Origin of the sequence: Nocardiopsis sp. MT53, assembly GCF_019598965.1 — a bacterium.
Lineage (GTDB): Bacteria > Actinomycetota > Actinomycetes > Streptosporangiales > Streptosporangiaceae > Nocardiopsis > Nocardiopsis changdeensis.
In genome coordinates this window covers 5,097,505-5,123,691 of the sequence record NZ_CP080599.1, presented here as the reverse complement: position 1 = coordinate 5,123,691, position 26,187 = coordinate 5,097,505, and the positions used below count along the sequence as shown (strand labels likewise).

At 75.4% G+C, this 26,187-nt stretch carries 24 protein-coding genes; 7 read left to right on the top strand and 17 right to left on the bottom strand.

Annotated elements, in window-relative coordinates:
* The first annotated feature begins 22 nt into the window (after positions 1-22).
* Entirely contained in the window at positions 23-1,189 is a 1,167-nt protein-coding gene (locus tag K1J57_RS22585) for an acetyl-CoA C-acyltransferase (protein WP_220560614.1), read from the top strand.
* Between the two features lie 78 nt (positions 1,190-1,267).
* Here the strand turns inward: K1J57_RS22585 and K1J57_RS22580 are convergent, their stop codons facing one another.
* On the bottom strand, positions 1,268-1,726 hold the full coding sequence (locus tag K1J57_RS22580) for a nitroreductase/quinone reductase family protein (protein ID WP_220560612.1): 459 nt from the start codon (positions 1,724-1,726) through the stop codon (positions 1,268-1,270).
* Between the two features lie 279 nt (positions 1,727-2,005).
* On the opposite strand from K1J57_RS22580, the gene K1J57_RS22575 reads away from it, so the two are divergent.
* Positions 2,006-2,677, top strand: coding sequence for a TetR/AcrR family transcriptional regulator (locus tag K1J57_RS22575; protein WP_220560610.1), 672 nt, complete (start codon positions 2,006-2,008; stop codon positions 2,675-2,677).
* 101 nt (positions 2,678-2,778) lie between these two features.
* Here K1J57_RS22575 and K1J57_RS22570 read toward each other — a convergent pair whose 3' ends face one another.
* From K1J57_RS22570 to K1J57_RS22520, 11 genes are all read right to left on the bottom strand, one after another.
* Positions 2,779-3,567: a 2-keto-4-pentenoate hydratase gene (locus tag K1J57_RS22570; protein WP_255646510.1), complete on the bottom strand. Its 789-nt coding sequence runs from the start codon at positions 3,565-3,567 to the stop codon at positions 2,779-2,781.
* 160 nt (positions 3,568-3,727) lie between these two features.
* Positions 3,728-4,690, bottom strand: coding sequence for a lantibiotic dehydratase C-terminal domain-containing protein (locus tag K1J57_RS22565; RefSeq protein WP_220560609.1), 963 nt, complete (start codon positions 4,688-4,690; stop codon positions 3,728-3,730).
* Positions 4,687-7,386, bottom strand: coding sequence for a lantibiotic dehydratase (locus K1J57_RS22560; protein WP_220560608.1), 2,700 nt, complete (start codon positions 7,384-7,386; stop codon positions 4,687-4,689). Before K1J57_RS22560 ends, K1J57_RS22565 begins: the two co-directional genes overlap by 4 nt.
* A gap of 40 nt (positions 7,387-7,426) precedes the next feature.
* Positions 7,427-7,669, bottom strand: coding sequence for a thiomuracin/GE37468 family thiazolyl RiPP peptide (locus K1J57_RS22555; protein WP_220560607.1), 243 nt, complete (start codon positions 7,667-7,669; stop codon positions 7,427-7,429).
* Positions 7,670-7,837: 168 nt separating this feature from the next.
* Complete coding sequence (locus K1J57_RS22550; RefSeq protein WP_255646509.1) at positions 7,838-9,577, bottom strand: ABC transporter ATP-binding protein; 1,740 nt, start codon at positions 9,575-9,577, stop codon at positions 7,838-7,840.
* A gap of 15 nt (positions 9,578-9,592) precedes the next feature.
* Positions 9,593-11,512, bottom strand: a complete 1,920-nt coding sequence (locus tag K1J57_RS22545; protein WP_220560606.1) for a TOMM precursor leader peptide-binding protein — start codon at positions 11,510-11,512, stop codon at positions 9,593-9,595.
* Positions 11,509-13,374, bottom strand: coding sequence for a hypothetical protein (locus tag K1J57_RS22540; RefSeq protein ID WP_220560605.1), 1,866 nt, complete (start codon positions 13,372-13,374; stop codon positions 11,509-11,511). Before K1J57_RS22540 ends, K1J57_RS22545 begins: the two co-directional genes overlap by 4 nt.
* Positions 13,371-14,735: a SagB family peptide dehydrogenase gene (locus tag K1J57_RS22535; RefSeq protein WP_220560604.1), complete on the bottom strand. Its 1,365-nt coding sequence runs from the start codon at positions 14,733-14,735 to the stop codon at positions 13,371-13,373. Before K1J57_RS22535 ends, K1J57_RS22540 begins: the two co-directional genes overlap by 4 nt.
* The gene (locus K1J57_RS22530; RefSeq protein ID WP_220560603.1) at positions 14,732-15,826 is read right to left on the bottom strand and encodes a thiopeptide maturation pyridine synthase; all 1,095 of its coding nucleotides are present in this window, start codon (positions 15,824-15,826) and stop codon (positions 14,732-14,734) included. Before K1J57_RS22530 ends, K1J57_RS22535 begins: the two co-directional genes overlap by 4 nt.
* The gene (locus K1J57_RS22525; protein ID WP_220560602.1) at positions 15,823-16,836 is read right to left on the bottom strand and encodes a ParB/RepB/Spo0J family partition protein; all 1,014 of its coding nucleotides are present in this window, start codon (positions 16,834-16,836) and stop codon (positions 15,823-15,825) included. Before K1J57_RS22525 ends, K1J57_RS22530 begins: the two co-directional genes overlap by 4 nt.
* A gap of 342 nt (positions 16,837-17,178) precedes the next feature.
* Positions 17,179-18,462 (bottom strand): hemolysin family protein, encoded by a 1,284-nt coding sequence (locus K1J57_RS22520; RefSeq protein WP_220560600.1) that lies wholly within the window; start codon positions 18,460-18,462, stop codon positions 17,179-17,181.
* Between the two features lie 199 nt (positions 18,463-18,661).
* Between K1J57_RS22520 and K1J57_RS22515 the strand changes: the two genes are divergently transcribed.
* From K1J57_RS22515 to K1J57_RS22500, 4 genes are read left to right on the top strand one after another with little or no spacing between them, the layout of a single operon-like run.
* Positions 18,662-18,991, top strand: coding sequence for a PadR family transcriptional regulator (locus K1J57_RS22515; protein WP_220560598.1), 330 nt, complete (start codon positions 18,662-18,664; stop codon positions 18,989-18,991).
* Positions 18,992-18,993: 2 nt separating this feature from the next.
* Positions 18,994-19,380, top strand: a complete 387-nt coding sequence (locus tag K1J57_RS22510) for a DUF1048 domain-containing protein (protein ID WP_220560596.1) — start codon at positions 18,994-18,996, stop codon at positions 19,378-19,380.
* Entirely contained in the window at positions 19,380-20,192 is an 813-nt protein-coding gene (locus K1J57_RS22505) for an ABC transporter ATP-binding protein (RefSeq protein ID WP_220560595.1), read from the top strand. Before K1J57_RS22510 ends, K1J57_RS22505 begins: the two co-directional genes overlap by 1 nt.
* A 10-nt stretch (positions 20,193-20,202) precedes the next feature.
* Positions 20,203-20,964 (top strand): ABC transporter permease, encoded by a 762-nt coding sequence (locus K1J57_RS22500; RefSeq protein ID WP_220560594.1) that lies wholly within the window; start codon positions 20,203-20,205, stop codon positions 20,962-20,964.
* A gap of 94 nt (positions 20,965-21,058) precedes the next feature.
* Here K1J57_RS22500 and K1J57_RS34030 read toward each other — a convergent pair whose 3' ends face one another.
* From K1J57_RS34030 to K1J57_RS22480, 4 genes are all read right to left on the bottom strand, one after another.
* Positions 21,059-22,210 carry a DUF418 domain-containing protein gene (locus K1J57_RS34030; protein ID WP_220560593.1) on the bottom strand — a complete coding sequence of 384 codons (1,152 nt, stop codon included), beginning with the start codon at positions 22,208-22,210 and terminating at the stop codon, positions 21,059-21,061.
* A gap of 23 nt (positions 22,211-22,233) precedes the next feature.
* Positions 22,234-23,076, bottom strand: a complete 843-nt coding sequence (locus K1J57_RS22490; protein ID WP_220560592.1) for a DUF4097 family beta strand repeat-containing protein — start codon at positions 23,074-23,076, stop codon at positions 22,234-22,236.
* A 38-nt stretch (positions 23,077-23,114) separates the two neighbouring features.
* Positions 23,115-23,627, bottom strand: a complete 513-nt coding sequence (locus K1J57_RS22485; protein ID WP_220560589.1) for a hypothetical protein — start codon at positions 23,625-23,627, stop codon at positions 23,115-23,117.
* Positions 23,628-23,819: 192 nt separating this feature from the next.
* Complete coding sequence (locus tag K1J57_RS22480; RefSeq protein ID WP_220560587.1) at positions 23,820-24,770, bottom strand: AraC family transcriptional regulator; 951 nt, start codon at positions 24,768-24,770, stop codon at positions 23,820-23,822.
* Positions 24,771-24,900: 130 nt separating this feature from the next.
* On the opposite strand from K1J57_RS22480, the gene K1J57_RS22475 reads away from it, so the two are divergent.
* Entirely contained in the window at positions 24,901-25,713 is an 813-nt protein-coding gene (locus K1J57_RS22475; protein ID WP_220560585.1) for an NAD(P)H-dependent oxidoreductase, read from the top strand.
* Positions 25,714-25,757: 44 nt separating this feature from the next.
* Here K1J57_RS22475 and K1J57_RS22470 read toward each other — a convergent pair whose 3' ends face one another.
* The gene (locus K1J57_RS22470; RefSeq protein WP_220560584.1) at positions 25,758-26,129 is read right to left on the bottom strand and encodes a VOC family protein; all 372 of its coding nucleotides are present in this window, start codon (positions 26,127-26,129) and stop codon (positions 25,758-25,760) included.
* Between the last annotated feature and the right edge of the window lie 58 nt (positions 26,130-26,187).

The following is a 26,187-nucleotide window of genomic DNA, read 5'->3' as shown; positions in this document are numbered from 1 at the left end:
GCCGCGCAACAAGGGAGTCGCCATGACCACCGCCGTCATCGTGGACGCCGTCCGCACCCCGATCGCCAAGGGCAGGCCGGGGGGCGCGTACGCCGACGTCCACCCCGTGGACCTGCACGCGCACGTCCTGCGCGCGCTGGTGGAGCGCACCGGGATCGACCCCGCCCGGATCGACGACGTCATCGGCGGCGCCGTCGGCCAGGTCGGCGAGCAGTCGGGGAACACCGCGCGGTGGGCCGCCCTGGCCGCCGGGTTCCCCGAATCGGTCCCCGCCGTGACCGTCGACCGCCAGTGCGGGTCGAGCCAGCAGGCCCTGCACTTCGCCGCCCAGGGCGTCATCGCCGGCGCCTACGACCTCGCCATCGCCTCCGGTGTGGAGTCCATGAGCCGCGTGCCCATCGGCTCGCAGTCCCTGGGCCGCGACTTCACCGGCCCCGGCGTCGGGGAGCGCTACCCCGAGGGCCTGGTCCCCCAGGGGGTGAGCGCCGAACTCATCGCGCAGCGCTGGGGCCTGGACCGCGGGCTCCTGGACGAGTTCTCCGCGACCTCGCACCGGCGGGCCGCCGACGCCTGGGCGCAGGGCCGGTTCGACGCCGAGGTGAGCCCCGTCAACGGCCTGCGCACCGACGAGAGCGTCCGCCCGGACACCACCCCGGAGATCCTCGCCGGGCTGCGCACCGCCTTCGAGGACGACCACTGGAAGCGGCGTTTCCCCGGCCTGGAGTGGAGGATCACCGCGGGCAACAGCTCCCCCATCAACGACGGCGCGGCCGCCGTGCTCGTGGCGGGCGAGGAGGCGGCCCGCCGCCTGGGCCTGCGGCCCCGCGCCCGCGTCCACTCCTTCGCGGTCGTGGGCGACGACCCGCTGTACATGCTCACCGGGATCATCCCGGCCACGGAGAAGGTGCTCGCCCGGGCCGGACTGCGCCTGGACGACATCGACGCCTTCGAGGTCAACGAGGCCTTCGCCCCGGTGGTGCTCGCCTGGCAGAAGGAGACCGGAGCCGACCCCGCGAAGGTCAACGTCAACGGCGGCGCCACCGCCATCGGCCACCCGCTGGGCGCCTCCGGCGCCCGGCTGACCGCCACACTGCTCAACGTGCTGGAGCAGACGGGCGGCCGCTACGGGCTCCAGGTGATGTGCGAGGCGGGCGGCCTCGCCAACGCCACGGTCTTCGAGCGCCTCTGAGTCCCGGAAGGACCGGGCCCGCCGCCGCGAACGCCCGGCGGGCCGCCGGGGGTGCGGGCGGCCCGGCCCGGGTGCGGGTCAGCGGCGGTCGAGGACGACGACGGGGGTGTGCGGGCGGCGGGCGGAGAAGGCGTCGATGTCGCCCCAGCCCCGGTAGTCGTCGAACCGGCGCCAGAGGCGTTCGCGCTCCTCGCCCGCCGCCTCGCGGCCGACCACGCCGAACGTGCCGTCGACGGTGTCGACCTCGGCACTCGGGTGCGCCCGGAGGTTGAGCCACCAGGCCGGGTCGGCCTCGGCCCAGCCGTTCATCGCGAGCGTGACGTAGGAGTCCCCGTCCAGGTGGTAGCCGAGGATCACGGCGCGCTCGCGGCCGGTGCGGCGGCCCTGGACGCGCAGCCGCAGCATTCCCATCCGGTCGCCCGGCCGGGGGCGCGACAGCCCCCGGCCGGTGGTGCGGAAGAGCAGCCGGTGGCCGGTCCAGACACTGCGGACGAACCAGCGCGGCGGCGGGGCGGGGGTCTTCTCACGATCCGTCATCGTCACCCTCCTCGGGTCGTCTACGGCGTAGACCTACGCCGTAGACCTACAGAGTAGACCGACGCCTGCACACGGTCAACGGATGGGTGCCTAAGACCTACCGCTCTCCTGTGCCACTGAGGGTCGGCGAGGCGCCCGGCGGGGTTCTGGAGGCCCCGGAGGAGCGGTCCGAGGAACGAGGACTGCGACGGAGGGGCCGAAGGTTCCCGCCCTCAGGGGGTGCCGAGCACGAACCAAAGCGCAGCGGAGGTTCAAAAAACACGGCCTAGACTGGGGCGGGTGACGACGCGACGATCGAGGACGGCCCCGGCGGGGCTCACCAGGGAGGGCATCGTCGGCGTCGCGATCCGCGTCGCCGACGCCGACGGCCCGGCGGCGGTCAGCATGCGGCGGATCGCGCAGGAGCTCGGGGTCGACCCGATGTCCCTGTACCGCCACATCGGCGCCAAGGACGGCCTGCTCGACCTCATGACCGACACCGTCGTCGCCGGGATCGAACGGGTCGGACCGGGGGCGACCTGGGTGGAGACCGCCCGCGAGCAGATGCTGGCCGCGCGCCGCACGATGCTCCGCCACCCCTGGACCGCCGAGGTCATCAAGGCCCGGCCCGAGCCGACCCCGGCCGCCCTGCGCTACGTCGACACCGTCCTGGGCATCCTGCGCGGCGGGGGCCTGAGCCTGGAGCTGACGCACCACGCCCTGCACGCCCTGGGCAGCCGCATCCTGGGGTTCAGCCAGGACCTGTTCGACGACGGCGCCGCCGACACCCCGCCCGAGGTCGCCGCCGCCCAGGCCGCGGCGCTGGCGCCGGAGATGCCCTGGGTGGCGGAGATGATCACCGGGTCCGCCCACGAGGGCGCCCTGGGCGGCTGCGACGACGACGCGGAGTTCGTGTTCTCGCTCGACCTCATCCTCGAGGGCCTGGAACGCCGCCGCGCCGCCGGACGGTAGGTCTCCCTCCCCGCGACGCGGCCCGGACCGCGAGGGCCGGAAGAGCACCCCGGCCGCGGCCCCCCGCGGCCACGGCCGGGCGTCCGCTCACGGGGGGCGCCTCAGGAGAAGGACACCGAGACCGTACCGAGGGCGTCGAAGCGCGCCTCGACGCGGTGGCCCGCCGTGACGAAGGGGGCGGTGGTGATGGATCCGGACAGGACCACCTGCCCGGGTTCCAGGGCGGCCCCGATACCGGCCAGGCCGTCGGCCAGCCAGGCCACGGCCTCGGCGGGATGGCCGAGCACGGCCTTCCCCTCGCCCCGGGCGACGCTCTCGCCGTCGATGTACAGCTCGGCGGTGAGCGCGGCGAGGTCGGGCACCTCGGACAGGGGGGTCCAGGGGCCGTGCACCAGGGCGCCGGCGCTGGCGTTGTCGGCGACGGTGTCGACGAGGGTGATCTCCCAGTCCCGGACGCGGCTGTCCGCGATCTCCAGCGCGGGGGCGACCGCGTCGGTTGCGGCCAGCACGTCCGCGGCGGTCACCCCCGGGCCCCGCAGGCCCCGGGCGAGGCGGAAGCAGATCTCCGGCTCCGCCCGCGGGGCGCAGTACCGGGAGGCGTCCACGGTCGCGCCGTCCTCGACGACCATGTCGTCGAGCAGGTGGCCGAAGTCGGGTTCGTCGACGCCCAGCAGTTCCTGGATCGCGCGGGAGGTCAGGCCCACCTTGTAGCCGACCGTGCGGGCGCCCTCCCCGAGCCGGGCGGCGATGTTGCGCAGCTGGATGTCGTAGGCGTCGGCGACGTCCAGGCCGGGGTGGGTCCGGCTCGGGGGCTCCACCGGGCGGACGGAGAGGTCCGCCTCGCGCAGCGCCCGGGCGGCCTCGCGCCGTGTCTTCTCGTCCAGGGTCACTCGGTCTCCTTCTCCGCGACGCGGGCACGGCCGGTCTCGCGGCCCCGGAGGGGCGTCCCCCGCCCCGGGGCTCCTCGGCCGGGTCGCCTCACCGTACCGTGGCGGCCGTTCCGCCCGGAACGCCCTGCCCGCCGGGGTTCCGGGCTGTCAGCGGGCCGGGTCATGTCGCGGACGCGGGGCCGCCGGACCGGCCGGCCGACAAGTGGTCGGCGGCCGCGAGGTGGAGGAGGCGGCGTAGGGTGAGCTCCCGGGACGCGTCCAGCCCGAGGCGGTTGCACGCCAGGTGGGCGCAGTGGTCCAGGACCCGCCGTGCCCGCGCGGGGTCGCCGAGGCCGTCGACGGCCGCCGCGACCGACCACGCCCACGTGCCCAGGGTGCCCGCCGGGCGGCCGCGCGCCGCCGCGGCGAGGTCCCGCGTCCTGGCCAGGGTGTCCAGGAGCGCGTCGCGCCGCCGGTGGTACAGGTCGGCCGGGGCCGCGGCGGGTTCGGGGACCCCGCGCGGCGGGGAGACCGGTGCGGATGGGGCGCCACCCGACGACGACGCCGTCCACCAGGCCAGCGCCAGCAGGGCGAAGGCCGTCGCGGCGCGCCGCCCGCCCTGCGGGTCGGCGCCGATGACTTCCCGCGCCACCGCGCTGCACCGGACGAAGTGGTCCTCGACGGCGTGCAGGGCGGCGCCCGTGCCGTACTTGCCGGTCTCCGGCCGGTAGGGGATCTCGGCGAGGGAGTTGTTCGGCCGTCGGCGGCGTTCGTACCCGGCCGCCTCCTCGGCCGCCGCGAAGGCCGGCGCGTACCGTTCGTACTCGGCCTGTCCCACCAGGGAGGGCGCCGGACGCCGGGCCAGGAACGCCTCCGCCGCTCCGGTGACGATGCGCCGGGCGTCGCCGGTCCGGCGCGGTCCGGGCAGGACACGGATCCGCACGTGCGGCCCGGCCTCCCAGTGCCGGAGGAAGAACAGGCCCTCGGCCGCCTCCTCGGCGGCCAGCCGGGCCGTGATGTCGCCGACGAGGTCGCCGGCCACCGCGTCCAGGTCCCCGTCGTAGAAGACGTGGACGCCCAGCCACGAACGGGGCTCCGGGGCCGGTGCCGGACTCCCCCCGCCTGCGCGGTGCGGTCGTGTCACGGCCGTCCGTCCCCGCTCACGCCCAGGACGAGTTCCGCGACGTGCGGGTCCGGTCCGGACCCCGGCGCCAGGGGGTCGGGGAGCGCCTCGGTGAACACGACCTCCCCCGCGTCCGGCCGCTGGAGCACGCCGACCAGGCCCTGGACCAGGAACCAGCTCCCGAAGTCGAGGTACATCGGCTTGCGCCACTTCGTCGACGCCGGCCTCGGCCCCTCCTCGGAGGTCCGCCACAGCGTGAGGAAGCACCGTTGCGGGAGCCGCTCCGTTCGGCGCCACTCCTCCAGCCGGAGGAGGTACCGCCCGCTCCGCTCCCCCGGACGGATCACGGGGACCTCGGACACCGGGAAGCGCCGGGCGCCCCGGACGAGGGTGAGCCCTCCCGCGGTCAGCCGCGGCCGGTCGCGGCGCAGGCCGGCCGCGGCCGTGACGGGCGGAGCCGGTGCGGGTGTGAGCACCTCACCGGAGAGGATCGACAGCAGGTGGGAGAAGGGGTACTGCCACAGGGACACCATCATGCCGGTGTGGACCACCCGCACGGGCCGCCGGAGGCGGCGCGACCACAGGGCCAGCAGCCCGGTCTCCTCCTCGACGCGCACCACCAGGTCGTCGACCGCCAGGGTCGTGTCGCGGTCGCCCGGCACTCGCATCGGGGCGTCGCCGAGCGTGTAGGGCAGCACCTGCCGGTGGTCGTTGAGCGACAGGCCGAACCGGTCGCTGAAACAGGCGTAGACCGGACCTCCCGGGAGGTCCGGGAAGCGAGGGGGCCCCTGGAGCCGGCCAGGGCCGGTGAGGTGGTCGATCCGGGCCCGTACGGCCCCGAACCCGGGCATGACCGTGTTGACCACGACGGCCGGCCCGGGCCCGTCGCCGGGCACGACCTGGACGGCGGCGTCGAGGGAGCGCACCGGCGGGACCCACGCGGGAAAACCCGCCGCGGCGGTGCGCAGCCGCTCCGTTCCGACCACGACCGGTTCCGGCCAGGCCGGGGCGCCCGTGGGCGCGGGCACCGGGCCCGAGACCGGGTAGGGGGCGATGGCGGCGGTGGCCGCATCGCACACGCCCGCCAGCCGGCGCACGGATTCCCACGCGCTCTCCCGGGCCGACATGGCGGTGGGCGACGCCAGCCACGCGTTCAGCTCCCGGTAGATGTCGCCGGTGGCCTTCCGGGCCTTCTGCAGCTCCCGGTAGAAGCGGACCAGCGGCATCGTCCCGCGCGCCGCGACGGCCTCGCCCAGCAGCTCGGTCAGCACGAGCCGGGCGGGCAGCCACAGCGCGAAGGGCGCCAGCCACCGCCGCAGCGCGTCGAGGTCGTCCAGGACCGGTTCCCAGGCGGGGACCGAGCAGGACGCCAGCGGTCCAGGGGTCACGGCGCTGTCCCGCAGGCCGTTGATCGTCCTGGTGGCGAGGTACGCCCCCAGCGGGTCGGAGGCCGGTGCGTGGGCGGCGAGCCCCCGCACCTGTCCGATCACCCGCCGCCGGTGCTCCCGGTAGGGCTCGACCCGGTCCGGCGGCACCCGCGTCGAGAGGGTCCGGTCCAGTTCCCGCAGGTCGTCGGCGAGTGCTCCGGCTCCGGGGTCGGCCGGGCGGCGGTCGTCCAGCCACGCCGCGCAGTCGCCGAGCATCGTCTCGAACCGGGACACGGGGACGACGCGGACGAGCAGCCCGGCCTTGAGGAGGTGGTCGATGAAGGCGTCCACCTGCTCGGCCGGTTCGGCGTCACCGCCGCACAGGCGCCGGCGCAGCTCCCGGCGGGGCAGTCCGGCCGCCTCGGCCCCGAGCAGTGCGACGACGTCGAGCACCGCCGGGCGGGCGGGGATCGAGCAGGGGGCCTGGGAGGCCGTGGGGCCGATGTAGCCGATCGTCCCGCCGTCCCGCCCGGCGGTCGGGTTGAGCCTGAGCACCGCCTCATCGCGGAGACCGGGCCGCGAGGCGGCCAGCTCCGCGATCCTCTCCCTGAGCCCGTGCTCGGCCAGCTCGTGGACGCCGAGGGCCTGCCGGGGGTGGACCGCCACCGCGGGGCCGTCGGCCGCCCATTCGACCGGCCCGCTGGTCAGGAAGGCGCTCAGCGGACTCGTCTTGGCCGCGGCCCGGGCCACGTAGCGGGCGAGTGTGGACACGGTGCGCGGCCGGGGCGAGCGCGCCGGATCCCCGAGCCACTTGTCGAGCTCCGCGGCGAGCGCGGGGCTGGAGACGTCCAGGCCGATCCGGAACGCCGGGTCGGCGGCGGTCCCGACCAGCAGGTCCCGGCGTTCGGCCGCCTCGGCGTCGAGGACGCGCTCCAGCGACGCCTCGGCCGACCGGAGGCCGTCCAGGTCCGCCAGCCAGCGCCGGATGTCGCGGGCCGGCCCGGCAGGCAACCGGTCGGCGAGGTCGGGCGCCCATTCCTTGGCCGTGGGCCGGCGTCCCCGGTACAGCGCCCGGCGGAGCCCGACGAGCCGCGGCCGCAGGGGCTCCCGCTCGGGCAGGGCGCCGATGACCGGGTGCAGGGCGTCCGCCGCGGACCGGCCCCGCTCGGCCACGGCGGACCGCCGCGCGAGGATCTCGTCGACGGCCCGGCCGGTGGAGGGGAAACGGAGGGTGTCCAGGACCCCGCTGGGCAGCCCGGCCCGGCGGAACACCGCCGGGCCGGGCCGCACCGGATCCGTCACGGCCGCTGCGGCATCACCGTGCGTGTACATCGTCGGTGGAGGCTCCACCCTGCAACCTTCCTTTCCGCAGCGACACGGGACCGATCGATCAGAGGGGCCTGTCCGGCGCGGCACTGCCGCCGCCGCAGCCACCGCCGCCACTGCCGCAGCTGCCTCCGCAGGTGCAGCTCGCGTAGCAGTTGCAGGTGATGTAGGCGCGCGAGGCGTCGTACTCGGTCATGCCGTGGCCGGCTGCGAGCGACTCGCCCACGGTGCCGTCGGCCACGAGGTCGAACACGTCGACGGGGAGATCGTCGATGTCGAACCGTGCCGCGTTCCGCTGGGTCGCCATGGTTCCTCCTTTCCTTGCCAAGCCCGCGGTCGGGCTTGCTGCAAGGAAGGATCCCCAGGCCGCCGGTCCCGGTCAATCGTGTTCAACCAGGTGACGGGCGGGCAGCACGAAGCCTCCCCGCGCCGGTGGAACGGCGGCGGGGAGGCCGTGCGGGCAGGGTAGCGGGCGCTACGGAGTGAGCCGCGTCGCGACCAGCTCGGCGTAGAGCGCGTCTCCGGCCGCGAGCTCCTCGTGGTCTCCGGTCGCGCGCGCGGCGCCGCCGTCCAGGACGACGATCCGGTCGGCGAGCCGGACGGTGGACGAGCGGTGCGCCACGACGACCACCGTCGCCGTACCGGCGATGTCGCGGATCGACTCCAGCAGCGCCGCCTCGTTCTCCGCGTCCAGGTGCGAGGTCGCCTCGTCGAGCAGCAGCAGTCTGGGTTTGCGCAGCAGGGCCCGGGCGATCGCCACCCGCTGCCGCTCCCCGCCGGACAGCGTGCTCCCCCGGTGCCCGACGACGGTGTCCAGCCCCTCGGGGAGCCCCGCCACGAGGTCGGTGAGCCGGGCCCGTCCGAGGACCTCGCGGATCTCGGCCTCGCCCGCGTTCGGGGCGCCGAGCAGGAGGTTGTCGCGCAGCGTGCCCGCGAGGACCGGGCTGTCCTGCTCCACATAGCCGATCGCGTGCCGCAGCTCGGCGACCGGCCAGTCGCGCACGTCGCGGCCGCCGAGGAGGATCTCCCCGGCGGAGTGGTCGTAGAAGCGTTCGATCAGGTCGAGCACGGTGGACTTGCCGGCTCCGGAGCGGCCGACGATCGCCGTCACCGCGCCGGCCGGCGCGGTGAACGACAGGGCCCGTAGCACCTCCTCCCCGGGCCGGTAGGCGAAGCGGACGGACGCGAACCGCACGTCCAGCGGTGCCCCGCCGCGGACCGTGCCGGGCGCGGGGTGGACCGGTTCCGCCGGGTACTCCAGCACCTCGCCCATCCGGGTCACGCTCGCGATCCCGACCCGGTACGCGGCGACCGCGCCGACCAGGTTCTGCATCGGCATGACGAGGTAGAAGACGTAGAGCAGGAACGCGACCAGGGCGCCGACCGTCAGCTGCTCGGTCGCGACCCGGGCCCCGCCCACCGCGAGCACGGCCACGAACGCCAGCTGGAACGTCATGCCGGTGGCCCTCGCGGCGACGGTGCTCCAGGCCGAGGTCCGGACCGCCTCCGTGCACGCCAGCCCGACGGCGGCGTGGAGGTGGGCCTCCTCGGCGGCCTCGGCGCCGTTCGCCCGGATCGTGCGGATCGCGCCGATCGCGCGTTCGATCGCCGCGGCCATGGCGCCGACCGCCTCCTGTGCGGCCAGGCTCGACCGCTGGACACGCGGTGACAGCACGTGCATGATCACCCCCGCCGCGACCGAGACGGCCAGTGTGACGGCCAGCAGGACCGGATCGAGGTAGGCCATCAGCGTGATCGCCACGGCGATCACGGGCAGGTTGGTGCCGACTCCGGCCAGCACCTCGACGGCGAGCATGTGCAGTGCCGCGGCGTCGGTGGTCAGGCGGGCCAGCAGGTCGCCGGGCTGGAGCCGGTCGACGGTGCGCGCGTCCACGCGCAGCAGCCGGGACAGCAGGGACCGCCGGGCGTCCCGCACCAGGGTGATCGCGATCCGGTCCAGCAGGAACCAGCCGAAGGCGCCCGCCACGGCCCCGCCGGCCAGGAGGCCGACGGTCATCAGTACCGGGGCGGTCACGTCTCCGCCGTCGGCCACCCGGTCGATGAGCCGTCGGGTCAGCAGCGGCAGCACCAGTCCGCCGGCGGAGGCCGCCAGGGAGAGCAGGATGCCGACGGCCGCCCCGCCGCGGTAGGGGCGCAGTCGGCCCAGGACGGCCCGCCAGGCGGGTCGCGGGGCGGCGCCGGTGGACGTCGTCACGTGGGCTCCTCGGAGTCAGGGGAACGGGTGCGGGTGGGGGTTGACCTCGTCCTCGCGCATCGGGCGGTCGGCGAGCCCGCGGCGCCGGCGCGCCTCCAGCAGCCGCGGCAGGCCCGTGGTGCGGCGGTTGCGGTGGCCGAAGGTCATGGACAGCGTTCCGGGGACGAGCACCTTGGCGCAGTGCAGGTCCGCCTCCCGCAGTTCGTCGGGGGTCTGGTCGACCACCACGACGTCGAGGCCGTCGCGGAGGTACCGTCCGACGACGGCGCGCATCACGGTGTCGATGTCGTCGTCGGCGAACTCCCCGGTCCGGACGCCGACGTCGCCGACCGGGCGTGTGGGGGCGAGGCCGGTGAGGAAGCCCAGCCGTTCGGCGGTGCGCGGCTCGCAGTAGAGGAGCGGGTGGTCCTCCATGTCGCGCACCGCCTCCGGGTCGTCGGCCATCCGGGCCGCCCGTGCGGCGACCTCCGGGTGCGCGAAGTGCTCGATCGCGTAGGACAGGCCGGCGCCGAGCTCGGACAGCGCGCCGCGGACCGCACGCGCGCCGGTGAGGTGGGCGCCCGCCGCGCAGCGCAGGGCGGCGCCGGTCGAGCCGGCCGGGGCGGTGGCCATCGCCCACACGGCGGGGATCCCCTGCTCGGTCGTGATGTCGAAGAACCTGATGTCGTAGCCGGTCTCCGCCCGCAGCACGGCCGCCTGCAGCCGGTCCGCCTCGTCCAGGGTGGCCGGGTCGATCTCCGGGCCGGGCAGGCGCGCGTACCAGGTCATCAGGAACGCGTCGCGTTCGGCGACCTCCAGCACCCCGTAGAGGACGGCCTCCTGGAGGCTGCCGCCCAGGGCGCAGCCGTTGGAGATCTCGTAGACGAAGCCGCCCCCGTGCGGTCCGAGGCCGTAGTAGGCCAGGGGTTCGGGCACCAGGATCGGGGCGCCCCTCAGGAAGGACCACCCCCACACCCAGCGGTAGGACCGGTCGGGGTCGAACGGCGCGTAGGGGAAGCCCGGCCGGTCGTACTCCCGCGGCGGGTGCAGCCCGAGGGTGCGCGGGTCCAGCGCCCGGTCGGCGAGCTCCCGGTAAAAGCCGACGGTGACCCGTCGGCCCGCCGCCGGTGTGGCGGCGAACCGTTCGAGCCCTTCGAGGATCGCCGTGGTGCGGCTGGTCCGCCGCTGCGGCGAACGGCCGTACCCGGCCATGCCGTGGTGCGGTCCGGCCTGTTCGGCGGTGGTGACGATCTGCGCGCCCTCGGTGCGGTCGTGCAGGCGCCGTAGGACGCCCGTACGGGCGTCGACGTAGCGCGCGGTCAGGCTCTCCAGTTCCACGGGGAGGTCGCGGCCGCGGGCCGCCCCGGGGCGGTGGGCGGGGCGCGGCACCGGTCGGCCGAGGGTGTCGTCGGGGGCGTCCGGCCGCGGGGACGCGCAGGTCTCGCAGGCCGGATCGGGCAGGACCCGGTGCGTCGTGACCGTGAGGTCCCGCAGGTCGACGCAGAGCACGGCGTGGCGGGTGCGGGGGGCGGCTCCGCGTGCGGCGGAGCGGACGTCGTCCTCGACGAGCGCCGCGGCCAGCCGGGCGGCCTGACCGGTGAGCAGTGCCGGGGCGCGGTCCAGCCGGTCGCCGTGGAGCCGTCGGGCGGCCTGTTCGCCGGAGTGGCCCATCCGCCGGTACCGGGTCTGCGCGCAGCGCGCGCACCCCCGTTCCCCGGGGACCTCCCAGGGGCCGATGACCAGCCGGTCGATCTCGGTGCGGACCGGCAGCAGCGGGCCGCGGGCCCGCGCCCCCTCGGGCACGGGGTCCGCCCAGCCGTCCGCGGCGAACACGGTCGGACCGCCGGCGGAGGTGTCGCCGGGCACCGGGTGGACGGACACCCCCAGGCGTTCGGCGACCGCGTCGGCGATCAGGCCCCGTCCGACGACGGCCGGTCCGGGCAGCGGGTCGGTCACAGCAGCACCACCTTGAGTGTGTGGGGAAGGAGCGCGGCCGCGGCCGGGTCGTGGTCGAGCGGGACGACGACGGCCGTGCGGCCCGCCGCGGCCAGCGCGGCGAGGACCGTGCCGGGGTCCGGCGCGGCGGGGTCCGCCCGGACCTCCTCCCCGGTCGCGGGGGCCCGGGGCGTGGTCGCCTGCGGCGGCCGCCGCAGGTCGCCGTGGATCCACCGTTGGACGGTGAAGAGGGTCCTGAGCAGGCCGTCGGTCCAGGCCCGTCCGGCCGGGCCCGCGGTGCGCTCCAGGACGAGGTCGCCGCGCCGGAACGACAGGGCCGTGACACCGTGGCGGCCGCCGTGGTCGTACACCTGCGGCAGTTCGCCGAGTTCGGCGAGGATCAGGGCGCAGCGCCGCCCCGCCTCGTCGAGCGTCGCCGGGTCCACCCGGACCGGCCGTCCGGCGGTGTCGCCGACCAGTTGCGGGTCGCTCCACCAGAGCCCGGCCAGGGCCCGGTCCAGCGCCGCGTCCCAGGACTCCCCCGCGGCGGCCGCCGCGGTGCCGGCGGCCGGGCCGCCGAGCCGGGGGAAGACGGCGGCGGCGGGGAGCTGTACGACGCGGTCGGCGACCGGGTCGTATCCGGCGACGAGGCCGTGGGGGCCGTCCGGCGCGTCCACCAGGCGGCGCGGGTCGACGAACCGTTCCGCGTACCAGGTGAGCGCGGACCGGGCGGCCTCGATCCGGGCGGTCGCGTAGTCGAACGCGACGGCGCGCACGACCGCGGCCCCCTCCCACCCCGTGTCGGAGAGGGGGTCTCGGATCTGCGCCTCGGCGACGTGCACCGGGCTCTGCGAGGCGCCGTCGTCGGGCAGGTACCGGAACAGGCCGAAGACGTCGTCGGCGGCGCGGACCGCCGTCCGCGCGAACTCGGCGTCGGCCGCCGCCGGGCGGTCGCGTAGCGACGCGACCCGGTCCCGGACCCCCTCGCCGCCGCCCGGGGGCACCGGCAGCCGGCGGGGGTGCCGGAGGCAGTGGTGGCGGTGCGCGGCGAGGTCGGGCCCGATCCGGATGACATCTCGCTCCCACCGGGGGGCGCCGGTGCCGGTCGCCCAGTGGAACGCCGACCGCGCCACGGCGGCGGCCACCACCTCCCGGTGGGCCGCGGTCGGCTCCGCCGGCGGCCGCGGGCCGGGTGACCGGTCGAGTACCGAGCCGGGGCGCACCGGCGCGAGCGGGTCGCCCGGGTCGGCGCGGGGGTCCGCGATCGGCGGCAGCCAGAGGTCGGCCCCGTCGGGCAGCACGGCCGCCAGCGCGGTCCCCGACCCGGCGCAGCGCGCGTCGAGCCGCAGCAGCCGCGCCGGGTCCGCGACGACGGCGACGACGAGGTCGCGACCGGTGACGGCCTCGGCTCGGGCGCCGTCCGCCCCGAGGGGGAGGGTATCGACGCGGAGCACGCCGGCGGAGCGCAGGTGCTCCCGGATCGGCGCCGCCCACGCGGCCTCGGCCAGCACGGCCACGGAGAGGTCCCGGAACCGGCCGAACGCCGCGGCGGCGTCGCCGTGGTGCGCCGCCAGGTAGGAGAGCTCGGGCGCGAACCGCTCGCGGACCGGGGCGTCGAGCGGTGGCGGCCCCGTCGGCTCCTCCACCACGGCGCCCGCGTCGCGCAGGCGCCCGAGCACGGCCTCCAGCGCGGGCGTGTGCGTGTCCGGGAACCGCGCGCCGAGTTCGGCGGCCGTGAACCGGCCGTCCAGCCACGGCGACAGCGCCTCCACCCAGCGGGCGAACGACGTGCCGCCCACCCAGGTCCGCTCCCGCGGCGCGATGATGTAGGTGCCGTCGTCGACGGGTGCCAGGTAGGCGTCGTCGTGCAGGCGCAGCTTCACCGGCGGCCTCCTTCTTCTTGCTCCGGTCCGGCGGGGACGCCGAGGAGGAACTCGCCGACGAGGTCCTCCTCCAGCGGGTCGAGCCCGGTCAGGCGGCCGAACGCGTGCCGGGTGCTGGTGCCGAGGGCGCAGCCGGCCAGGCCCATGGCGGTGGCCACCAGGTTCATCGTCTGCATCAGCGCCCCCACGTGCTTGAGGATCAGGGCGTAGGCGAGCCCCTCGTAGGCCCACATCAACCGCTCGAACCGGGCGCTGATCAGCAGCAGCGCCTGGGGGGCGCCGGTCTGCGAGGTGGCACTCCCGACGCCGTCCACGAGCAGGCGCCCCGGGCCGTCCATCGGGCGGACGAGTTCGAGCCGGTGGTCGTGGCCGTCGTAGTGGTAGGTGCCGGGTTCGAGCCCGGCCACCCGGGCGGCGACGACGTAGACCTCCAGCTCGTGCGCCGCGCCGCCGGAGGGGTAGGGGCGGTACTGGAGTTCCATCCCGTCACCCGGCCGGCGGTGCACGGTGCGCGCGGTGCGGTACAGGAACTCGGCGAGCCGGTCGCAGGTGAGCGGGTTCCGCGGGTCGTGCCGGCGCAGGGAGCGCCGGCTCTCCAGGACGGAGGTGAACGGCGGGTCGGTCCCGCGCAGCCGTTCCAGGTCCGGGCGGCGCAGCTCGACCGCCGGCCCAAAGGGCTCGGGCCTGGGGGGAGGCGCCGGGGCGTACTCCGCTCCCCAGCCGGTCCGCCCGAGCCTGAACCCCGGTGTATACCCCCGGCTGCTCTGGTGGAACTCCAGGTCGGCCCACGACCACTGCCGTACCCGGAACTCCTCGTCCTCGTCGCCGACCACCGCCAGCCCGGCCCACAGCAGGTCGTGGCGCAGCCGGGCGGCCACCGCCTCGTCCAGGCCGGGAACCCGCCGCTCCCCGCCGGGATCGGCCAGGACCACGGCGGCCTCGGGCCGGTGCACGACCACGGCCGCCCAGGCGCGCGGCGAGGAGACCCACAGCAGGCCGTCGGCCGACGCCCGGACGGCGGTGAAACGGGACAGGCGCGGCCGCCCGGGAGGCGGCGGGACGGGCCGCGCGGCGGGCGAGCGGTGGGGTTCGACGGTGAAGACGGGGCCGTCCGCGTCGTGGACGGTGACCGCCAGCCAGCCTCCGCTGCGCAGCCGGTCCAGCAGCGCGCCGGTGCCGTCGTCCCGGACCGTCATCCGGTGCGATCCGTCGACCAGAGTTCGGACGACCGCCTCCTCCTCGGGTGTGACCGGTTCCTGGTCGGGGAGGTCGACCAGCGACGTCCCGCGCGGGTGGCGCATGCTCTCGACCCCGCCGCGCAGCCGCACGGTCTCGTACGGTCCCGTGTCCGGCGGGGTCATGTCACCGCTCCGGCGGCGGGGGCGTCCCAGGAGCGGATCAGGTCGGCCCACGACCGCCCCGTGCGCCGCTCCACCGCCTCCGCGAGCAGGTGGCAGAGGAACAGCCGGTGGTGCGGCGTGATCCCGAGCCGGGTGAACTGGAGGTACATCAGGTTGAGTGCGAGCCGGTACGCCGCGAAGTCGGCCGAGGGCCCGACCCGCGTCGTCCAGTGCCCGCTGGACAGCAGGGCGTGGTGGAACGGGCTGTCCGCGGCCCGCGGGTCGTCCCGCTGGCCGTCCAGGGGGTCGATCCGCAGCGCCGGGAGCAGCCCCCGCTCGTAGAGTTCCGCCCCGGCCGACCGGTACCGCGCGATGAGGTCCGCGAACTCCGACGCCCGGGGGTCCCCCGGGGAGTCCGGACCGACGAGCCGGTCGATCCGGTCCGCGAGCGCACGGGCGTGGGACCGGTAGCGGTCGTCCCACTCGCGGCGCCAGGGGGCGCGTTCGGGCAGGTAGGACAGGTACGCCTCGGCGTGGGACCGGTAGCTGAGGTAGCCGACGGCGATGCCGCCGTCGACCAGCCGGTCGGCCAGGACGGCCATGGTGTCGAAGACGACGGCGGGCAGGCTCGCCCCGGCCGCGACCTCCGCGGTGACCTCGAAGGCGTGCTGGTTGGCGTCCCGCAGGAAGTCCGCGACCAGGGCCGCCGCCTCCGGCGTCCGGTGCACCGCCATCCGGTCGTCGTAGTCGTCGACGTGCCAGGAGTTGTCGGGGAACCACGGGGTCAGCGGGCCCGGCTCCCGCTCCTGTTCGGCCGTGCGGCGGTGCAGCGGCAGGAGGGCGCCGACATCGGTCTCTGTGGCGGGCAGCGCGGCGAGGTAGGGGTCCAGTACCTGGGCCACCATCGGCAGGGCCGCGCGGAACTCCCCGCTCCCCGCCTCGACGTTGAGGCGCAGGTGCGGCCCGCGCCGCCAGTGCCGCACGAACCAGTTCCGCAGTCCGCGGCGCTCCAGCTCGCGGGAGACCGGCCACAGGGCCTCGGCCACCAGCCGTGACGTGGCCTCGCCGTGGTGGTGGACGTGGATGCTGTGCCACGACCGGGCGTCCATCATGGTTCTCCGTTCTCCTCTTCCGGCGGGCGGTGGGGCCGGTCCGGGGCACCGGGGGGCGGTGCGGCCGCTCCGGCGCCGCCGACCCGATCGCCGCACCGGTTCCAGACCAGGGCACAGGCCCGCGCGACGTCGTGCAGCGCCCGCCGGGCGTGGTCGGGCATGCCGTCGGCCAGTTCTTCGGACCGCTTCGTCAGGCCCAGGGTGGCCGAGGCCAGGCGCAGTACCGCCCGGCCGTGTTCGGAGCCCCACAGGGAGGGGTCGCGGGCGAGCTGCTCGACCCGGGCCGCGGCGTCGCGCAGCACTGCGGCCGCGGCGTCCGGCTCGGGCCGGTCGCCTCCCGGGTCCGGGCCGGTCGGGCCGTGCGCGGCCTTGCGGCGGACGTCCAATGCCGTGCCCACGGAGATCCCGGCGTGGCGGGCCACGACCCGCAGGCTGGCCTCGGGGTTGCGGCGCATGAACTCGGCCGCCGCCTGCCGGCCCGCGGCCGCCGACCGGGGCTGGCGGCGCCCGTCGCTGCCGATCCGCGTGTTCACGTGCAGTCTTTCGTCACCTGAACGGCGGCGTCGGGCGGCGACCGTGCCCGGCGACACCCCGCAGGTCGCCGCGATACGCCGGTCCGACCAGTGGGGGAACGCCTGTAGGACACGGGACAGGGCCGCCAGCCGGTCCCGCATGGGCAGGGGCAGGCCGTGGGAGACGTTGAGGCGGACGGCCAGGATGTACGCGTCCTCGTCCGACCCGTCGAAGTACCGCACCCGTATCGAGGCGCGCCCCCGGCTCCGGGCGGCCTGGAGGCGGTGCATGCCGTCCACCACGCGCATGGCCGGGCGCTGCACGACGATGGGCGGCAGCTCGTCGACGATCTCGGCGAGCCGCGCGACCCGGGCGGGGTCGGTGCCGTCGAGCCGCGGGGAGCGGGCGTCCCTCAGCAGGGCGACCCGGGCGGTCTCGACGGGGAGGCGGGCGAGCACGGGATCCGGAGCGGCGGACCGCCGTTCCCGGGTGCTCATCCCCGTCGCCACGCCCGCTCCCGCGCCGGAGGCCGGCCGCCGGGGGCGTTCCGGGTTCCGGGGTCGGCGGTCCGATCGAAAGCGCTGGGCATGCGTTCTCCGAGGGGTGAGGGGGCCGACCGGCCACGCCCGCCGCCGTGGACGGGCTCGCGTTCGGTGGCAGGATCCTCCCGGCCCGACCTTGAACGGACCTTGCGGCGACCTTGAACCGCGGTGCGCGCCGCGGGACGGGTCCGGCCGCCCGGCCGGCTCCCGGCGTCCTCCGGGCGGCGCCGCCTGGAGGACGCCGACGGCCGCACCGCTTTCGGCGGTGCGGCCGTCGGAAGGGGCCCGGTCCCTCGCTCACTCCTCGGGCCGGGCCTCCTCCATGCGCCGCACCCTGACCTCGGTGATGGTGCGGCCGCTGGTCCGGGCGACCTCCGCGATCCACCCGCCGAAGTCGACCGTCTCGCCGGGCTCCCGCGGGATGTGCCCCAGGACGGCGATGACCAGGCCCGCGACGGTGACGTAGTCGCCCTCGGGCGGGTCGGTCAGGGACAGGTCGATGTCGGACAGGTCGTGCACCGGGTAGGTGCCCGGGAGCGTCAGGGTCCCGTCGTCGTTGGAGACCACGGTGCGGATGTCGGAGTCCGTCTCGTCGTAGATCTCGCCGACGATCTCCTCCAGCAGGTCCTCCAGGCTGACGATGCCGTCGATGCCGCCCATCTCGTTGACGATCACGGCCAGCTGCTGGTGCTCGGCCGTCATCTGCCGCAGCGCCAGCGAGACGACCAGCGAGTCGGGCAGCAGCATCGCCTCGCGGGCCACGTCCCGGGCGGTGCCGGTGCCGCGGACCAGGTCGGACCAGTGGACGATGCCCAGGACGTCGTCGAGGTCGTCGTCGGCCACGACCGGGGCGCGCGAGTGGCCGTGCTCGGCGAGCATGCGCGTGGCCTCGGCGGTGGGGGTGGCCGCGGGGATGGTGAAGACCTCGCCGCGGGGGACGACGACCTGGCGCAGCCTGCGGTCGTCGATCTCGAAGGCGCCGCTGATGATGGTGCGCTGCTCGCGGGTCATGCCGCGCTGGGCGGTGAGCATGTCGCGCAGCTCCTCCTCGCCGACCTCCTCGCGCGCGGCGGAGGGGTCCCCGCCGGTGAGGCGGACGACGAGGTCGGTGGACACGCTCAGCAGCCACACGACCGGGCGGGACAGGGTGGCGAGCAGGTTGAGCGGGCGGGCGACCATGAGGGCCCAGCCCTCGGCGCGCTGCATGGCGATGCGCTTGGGGGCCAGTTCGCCGAACACCAGGGTCACGAAGGTCAGGACGACGGTGACCAGGATGACGGACACGGGCCCCGCGGCGGAGCCGAGGAAGCCCAGCGGCTCGACGAGCGGCTGGGCGAGCGCCACCGCGGCGGTGGCGGAGGCGAGGAAGCCGGCGAGGGTGATGCCGATCTGGATGGTGGCGAGGAAGCGGTTGGGGTCGCGGGCCAGGCGGGCGACCGCCCTGCCGCCGGGCCCCCTCTCCTCCAGTTGTCTGATCTGGCCTTCGCGCAGGGTGATCAGGGCGATCTCGCTGCCCGCGAACAGTGCGTTGACCAGGACGAGGACCAGGACGAGGCCGATCTGCACCCCGTAACTCTCCATGACTGCGGTCATCTCCGATGCGGATGGTGGTGGTGGCCCTGGGGCCGTTTCCGTGCCGACTCACCCTTTCACACGGCGCCCTCCCGGTGTTCGGACGCACACGCCGCATCCCGCCCGGTATTCGGTGTTGCTATGTACCGGTAGTCAGTACTACTATGCAGTGGTACTCAGCGGCAACGAGTAGTGAGGGGAGGCACCCATGGGAAGGCAGGCGACGGAGATGCTCAAGGGGACCCTGGAGGGCATCGTCCTCGCGGCCCTGTCCGGCCGGCCCGCGCACGGCTACGAGATCACGGCGTGGCTGCGGGACCAGGGCTTCACCGACATCGCCGAGGGCACCGTCTACGCCCTGCTCGTCAGGTTCGAGCGGCGCGGCCTCGTCGACGCGCGGCGGGTCCCGTCCGGGAAGGGCCCGCCGCGCAAGGTGTACTCGCTCGGTTCCCGAGGGCGGGAATACCTCGAAGAGTTCTGGGGGAACTGGCGTTTCCTCGCGGAAAAGATCGAACAGCTCCGAGAAGGGGGCCGGTAGCCATGGCGGCTGAATGGATCGAGAAGGTCACGGGATCGTTCGAGGACAAGAAGCGCTACAAGCGGTACAAGGCGCGCGTCCGGGAACTGCCCGAGAACCACCGCACGGCCGTCGAGGCGCTCGACCGGTACCTGATGTACTTCGGGTCCATCACCAGGGGGGACATCCTCCAGACGATGCTGGACGACCTCATCGAGCTGTTCGAGCAGAGCGCGGCGAACGGGACGCCGGTCCGCCAGGTCGTCGGGGAGGACCCCGTCGGGTTCGCCGAGGCTTTCCTGGCGAATTACTCCGAGGGCCAGTGGATCAAAAAGGAACGGGACCGGCTGGTCGAGGCCATCGACCGCGCGGCCGGAGAAGACGGCGAGAAGGACGGGGAATCCCTCTGATGGAGACGAAGACACGGCCGGTCCCGGCGATCCGCCTGCGGGGCCTGGAGAAGTCCTACAAGGACCTGAAGGTGCTGCGCGGGGTGGACTTCGACGTGGAGCGCGGCGGCATCTTCGCGCTGCTCGGCTCCAACGGGGCGGGCAAGACCACGCTCGTGAGGATCCTGTCCACCCTGCTCAGGGCCGACGGTGGGACGGCCGCCGTCAACGGCTTCGACGTCGCCGCGCAGCCCGCGCGGGTACGGGAGTCCATCAGCCTCACCGGCCAGTTCGCGGCGGTGGACGAGATCCTCAGCGGGCGGGAGAACCTCGTGCTCGTCGCCCGGCTGCGCCACCTCGGCGACCCCGGCGCGATCGCCGACGACCTGCTCGCCCGCTTCTCCCTCACCGAGGCGGGCGGGCGGCGGGTGTCGACCTACTCCGGCGGGATGCGCCGGCGCCTGGACATCGCGATGAGCCTCATCGGGAACCCGCCGGTCGTCTTCCTGGACGAGCCGACGACCGGGCTCGACCCGCAGGCGCGCGTCGAGGTCTGGGAGGCCGTCAAGGGCCTCGCCGACAGCGGCACGACGGTGCTGCTCACCACGCAGTACCTGGAGGAGGCCGAGCAGCTGGCCGACCGGATCGCGATTCTGCACCAGGGGCGGATCATCGTGAACGGCACCCTGGAGGAGCTCAAGAAGCTGCTGCCGCCCTCCGAGATCGAGTACGTCGAGAAGCAGCCGACCCTGGAGGAGATCTTCTTCGCGGTCACCGGCGGCTCCGGCGGGAACGGCGGGGACCGCCGGACCGCACCGAGCGAGAAGAAGTAGGGGACGGACCATGGCGACACACTTCCTCGGCGACACCGCCGCCCTGACCGGGCGCACCATGCGCCACGTCACCCGCAGCCCCGACACGATCATCACGACCGCGGTCATGCCCATCGCCATGATGCTGATGTTCGTGTACGTGTTCGGCGGCGCCATCGACGTCGGCTCGGGCCCGTACGTGAACTACATGCTGCCGGGCATCCTGCTCATCACGATCGCCTCGGGCATCGCCTACACGGCGTTCCGGCTCTTCACGGACATGCAGGGCGGGATCTTCGAGCGGTTCCAGTCCATGCCGATCGCCCGGTCGGGCGTGCTGTGGGCGCACGTGCTGACCTCGCTCGTCGCCAACGTCATCTCGCTGGCGGTGGTCGTGGGCGTGGCCCTGCTCATGGGCTTCCGCTCGGACGCCGGACCGGCGGCCTGGCTGGCCGTCGCCGGGATCCTGCTGCTGTTCACGCTCGCGCTGACCTGGATCGCCGTGATCCCGGGCCTGACGGCGACCTCCGTGGAGGGCGCGAGCGCGTTCTCCTACCCGCTCATCTTCCTCCCGTTCCTGAGCTCGGCGTTCGTCCCCACCGAGACCATGCCCGGCCCGGTGCGCTGGTTCGCCGAGCACCAGCCGGTGACCTCCATCGTCAACACCATCCGCGACCTGCTGTCCGGGCGGCCGGCCGGTGACGACGCCTGGACCGCCCTGGCCTGGTGCGCGGGCATCCTCGTCGTCGCCTACGCCTTCGCGATGGCCACCTACCGCAAGAAGACCTCCTGACCACCGCTCCCCCGGCGGCGGCCCCCACCCGGGGGCCGCCGCCCGTCCGCGTCTCAGGCACCCGTCGCCCGGCCGGCCGACGGAGCCGCGTGGGTCACCGCCCGGCGGGAAGGCTCCAGGGGCGTGCGGTGAGGCGGCGCAGGAGGGTCTCGGCCGGGCCCCGGCGGCCGGTGCGGCGCATCCACTCGGCCAGGAGCAGGGACACCGCCCAGAGCGCGGCGGAGACGCCCAGCCCCGCGGCGGCGCCCAGGTCGTCGGCCAGGTCCAGCGTGAACGGGTAGAAGAGCGCCACGAACACCACCGACTGGAACAGGTAGAAGGTCAGCGACCGGCGGCCCAGGGCGATGACGGCCGTGGCGAACGGGCCGTCCGTCGGCCGCAGGGCCCACAGGCCGACCAGCGCCGCCGCCGCGACGCCGCCCGCGTGCCCCGCCAGGACGTGCAGCGCGGAGAAGGCGTGCAGGGGCGCGGACGCTTCGACGGGCCAGATCCCGGTGACCACCAGCGTGTGGGGCAGCCGCCCGGCCAGGGAGAACGCCGTCAGCAGTACGGCGGCGCGGACCAGCAGGGTCCGGTGGCGGGCCGGTTCCTCCAGGACGCGCAGGCGGGAGGCCCCGATGCCCAGGACCATGGCGGGGAGCACCGACACCACCGAGACCAGCGTCTCCAGCGGCCACGTCCACTGGAGGTTGTCGGCCACGTGCGCGACCGGGCCGTCGGCCATGAGGTGGGCGATCGTGGGCGGGACGCCCGCCTGCGCGAGGGCCACGGCCGGGGCCGAGACCAGCAGGACGCCCGGCACGAGGGCCACCGCCCCGACCCACGCCAGCGTGGCGGTGCGGGCCCGGGCCAGCGGGGCCGCCAGGAGCAGGGCGGCCCCGTAGACGGCGACGATGTCGAGCGGGAGCAGCAGGGTGTGGACGAAGCCGATGAGCAGCAGCACCAGGCCGCGGCGGCGCAGAAGGGACCGGATGTCGGGCCAGTCCGCGCCCCGCCCGGTCTCGCGGCGCAGGATCTGGCCCACGCCGTAGCCGAAGAGGAGCACGAACATCAGGCGGGCCTGGTCCTCGGCCAGCAGCGTCCCCGCGAACAGGGCCGCCCGGTCGGGGGCTCCCGTGCCCCAGTGCGCGAGGAGGGCGGGGACGTGCGCGACGGCGATGGCCAGGAGCATGACGCCGCGGGCCAGGTCGGGGGCCGGGGAGCGGGTCCCGACGGGGACCTCCGTCCCGGGTCGGCTGGGGGGCATGTCGGTGTTCCCTTCCGTGTCGTTCAGGCGGGATGGACGGTGATGTCGCCGACCCCGGTGCGGGCGAGGACGCGGACGGTGCGCTCGTCCCCGTCCGGCCCGTCGGAGTCCTCCAGGGAGCGGTGGACGCGGCCCAGGCGGGTGTTCAGGTCCAGCCAGGCGGCGGTGGCCCGGCGCACGCCCACCTCGATGTCGCCGACGCCGACGCGCAGGGTGACCTCGTCGCGGACGACCTCGTCGACGCGGACGGTGCCGTTGGAGGACCGGATCTCCGCCCGGGCGTGCGCGCCGCCCACGTGGACGGGGCCGTTGGCGGAGGTGACGGCGAGTTCGCCGGCGACCTCGCCGATCTCGATCCCGCCGTTGAGCCCGGTGACGGTGGCGGCGCCCTCGACCCGGCCGACGCGGACCCGGTCGGATCCGGTCAGCCGGAGGTCCCCGGCCACGTGGTCCACGCGGACGGTCCCGTTGCCGCTGGCGAGGGTGGCCCCGCGGGCCCGCTCGACGGTCACGTCCCCGATGGAGGTGCGCAGGTCGCAGTGGCCGAGGTCGCCCTCGCAGAGGAGGTCGGCGATCTCGGTGCGGGCCCGGACCGGGGAGCCGGCGGGCAGGTCCACGCTCACCCGGACGGAACCCTGGTTCCGGGAGCCGAGCGAGGACAGGCTCCGGGGCGCCCTGACGGAGATCCCGTCGGCGGTCCGGGTGACCTCGATCCGTTCGGCCGCGCGCACGTCGGCGCCGGTGCCGGGGTCCGCGGGCGCCACCTCGACGAGGGTGTCGGCCCGGTCGGAGGCGGTGACGCGGACGGTGCCGATCTCGAGCCGCAGGACGAGCGGGGTCGGGCCGGGCGTGTCGAAGGCGGGCATGGCGGTCTCCTCACGGTCGGGGGCGGACGGGCGGGGGTTCATCGGACCCATCCGGTGAAGCTCTCGCGGCCGCCGCCGCGGGCGCGGGAGGCGGGGAGGTCGGCGGGGTCGAGTGCGGCGGCGACGACCCGCACGAGCCAGGCGTTGGTCGAGAGGCCCTCCTGCTCGGCGGCCGTGTCCAGGCGGCCCTTCAGGTGGGCGGGCAGGCGGAGGTTGACGCGGGCGGTGCCGCCCTCGCCTTCGGTGTCGGCGGGCGGCGCGGGCGGCAGGGGCCGGGCGGCCCGGACGTCGGCGGCCTCGGGCTCCGGCGGTGGCGGCGTGACGACGAACTCGGGGTCGCGGCCGCGCAGGCGGACGTCGACCGAGCCCGGGGCCAGCTCGCGGGTGACCTCGGCCATGGCGTCGGACAGGACGTTGAGCAGCATGAGGCGGGCGGCGGAGTCCAGGGGTGCGACGAGGCGTTCGGCCAGGGCCCGGGCGTCGTCTCCGCCCGCTTCGGCGGCGAGGGCGAGCTCGTCCCTCAGCGCGGCGACATATGACGTGAGATCCATGGCGCCATAGTGGCACATGAATGGCACAACTCAAAGATATTCTTGCGCCGAACCCACGAGGAAGAGGGATCCAGCATCCCTGAACAGCATGAACGAGATGGCGCCACGACGCACATGATGGCGCTAATGTGACGCCGGGACGCACCCGGTCGGCACCCGAAGCCCCCGGGCGCCCCGGCCGGAGCGCCCCCGCTACAGGGCCCGGGCCAGGGCGCGGTGGCGGCCGGGGCGGACGTCGTACTCCCGCACGAAGGCGGCGCTCAGCGCGTAGGCGCTGGAGTAGCCCACCCGGCGCGCGATGGACTCGATGCTGTCGTCGCTGCGCTGCAGCAGGTCGGCGGCCAGGCACAGGCGCCAGCCGGTGAGGTAGGAGATGGGCGGCTCGCCCATCACCTCGGTGAACCGGCGGGCGAAGGTCGCGCGCGAGACCTCCGCCTCGCGCGCCAGGCTCCCGACGTCCCACGGCCGGGCGGGATCGTCGTGGATCGCGCTGAGCGCGGGCCCCACGACCGGGTCGGCCGCGGCCCGGTACCAGCGGGGCGCGGACGCCTCCGGCAGGGCGAACCAGTCGCGCAGGGTACCGACCAGCACCAGGTCCAGCAGGCGGTCGAGCACCGCCTGCTGGCCGGGCTCGTCGCGCGCGATCTCGGCCTCCAGCAGTTCCAGGGGCGCCGAGCGCCGGTGCCGCCCCGGGACCACGAGCACGCGCGGCAGGGCGGTGAGCAGGCGGTCGGCGATCCGCCCGGTCGCCGTGTAGGAGCCGGTGAGCAGCGCGTGCTCGGCGTCGAGGCGGGTGCCGCAGGTCCGCACGCCCAGGGAGACGTCCTCCTGGGCGAGCGCCCTCCCCGCCCCGTCGGTGCAGGTCCCCTGGGCGGACAGGACGTAGAGGGGGGCGATCCGCGCGTCCGGGTCGCTGGTGACGCCGAACGGCCGCGGGCCGGTCACGACCGCCAGGTCGCGGTTGGACAGGCGCACGGGCCCGGCCCCCTCCTGGACGATCCACCCGTCCCCGCGCAGCATGGTCACGAGGGTCATCGACGCGCCCTCGTCGAACCCGATCGACCACGGCGGCGACATGAGGTTCCGCCCGACCAGGGCGCCGGAGGAACGGATGTGGTCGAGCACCTCGCTCAGCGTGTCCATGCCGCAAGCCTAGACGATCGCGTATCGATCCGAGCCTGGGAGGTATTCCCCCGTCTCACGGTGGCGGCTTGACTGGAGGGCGTCCGGCGGACCGCTCCGGCCGCCGCGCACCGACACGGAAAGGCGCACCATGACCATCGCCCACCGGCCCGAACCCGGCACCGCCCTGTGGGTGTACGCGCACCCCCGCCGCGGGTCGTTCAACGACCGGCTCTTCCGGGCCGGGACCGAGGCCCTGGCGGAGCGGTACGAGGTGACGGCCTCGGACCTGTACGCCCAGGGCTTCGATCCCGTGCTGGCCGAACGCGACCTGGGGGAGCCGGCGGGCCGCCCGGGGAACGTCGCCGAACTCGCCGGCGAGGCGTACTCCCGGGGCCTGCTCCCCGCGGACGTCCGGGAGGAGCAGGCGAAGCTCGCCGCGGCCGAGCTGCTCGTCCTGCAGTTCCCGCTGTGGTGGTACGGGCCGCCGGCGATCCTCAAGGGCTGGTTCGACCGGGTGCTGACCCAGGGGTTCGCCTACGGCGACCTCGACCCCGCCTCCGGCCTGCCCCGCCGCTACGGCGACGGCGGACTGGCCGGGCGCCGGGCGCTCGTCGTGGTCACGGCGGGCGAGGACGAGCGCTCCATCGGGCCCCGCGGGATCAGCGGCGACCTCGACTCCCTCCTGTTCCCCCTCACCCACGGCACCCTGTGGTACGTCGGGATCGACGTGCTGGACCTGCACGTGGTCCACGACGCCGACTCCCTGGACGCGGAGGGCCTGGAGCGCGAGGCCGGGCGGCTGCGCGACCGGCTGAAGACCCTCGACACCGAGCCGGCCCGGCCGTTCCGCCGCCTGCGGGACGGCGACTACCACGGCACGCGCGCGCTGCGGGAGGACCTGCTGCCCGGCCGCACCGACCTGGGCATCCACCTGCTCGGAGACGGGGAGGCCGACCGCTGACCCGGCCCCGCGGGGCGGGGCCTATACGGGGTCCCGCCCCGCGGTCAGCCGGAGCGCACGAGGCAGAAGGGGTGCCCGGCCGGGTCGAGGTAGACCCGGAAGGAGTCCGGGGCGGGCTGGAACCCGGCCTTGCGGGCACCGATCGCGAGCACCCGCTGCTCGCCGGTGTCGAGGTCGGGGACGTCGAAGTCCAGGTGCAGCTGCTGCGGGCGCTCGTCGCCGGGCCACTCGGGCGGCACGTGGCCGGGCGCCTTCTGGAAGGCGATCGTGGCACCGGTGTCGCTCACGAGCTGGATCCAGGAGTCGTCCTCCCAGGGGCGGACCCGCCAACCGGTGACCGCCGCGTAGAACTCAGCCAGGCCGGCCGGGTCGGGGCAGTCGAGGGCGACGAGGCTGAACGTGGCGATGGGCTCCATGGTGCACGACCCTAGGAGCCGCCGCCGGACCGGTCAAGGCGGTGGGACGCGGGCGTGG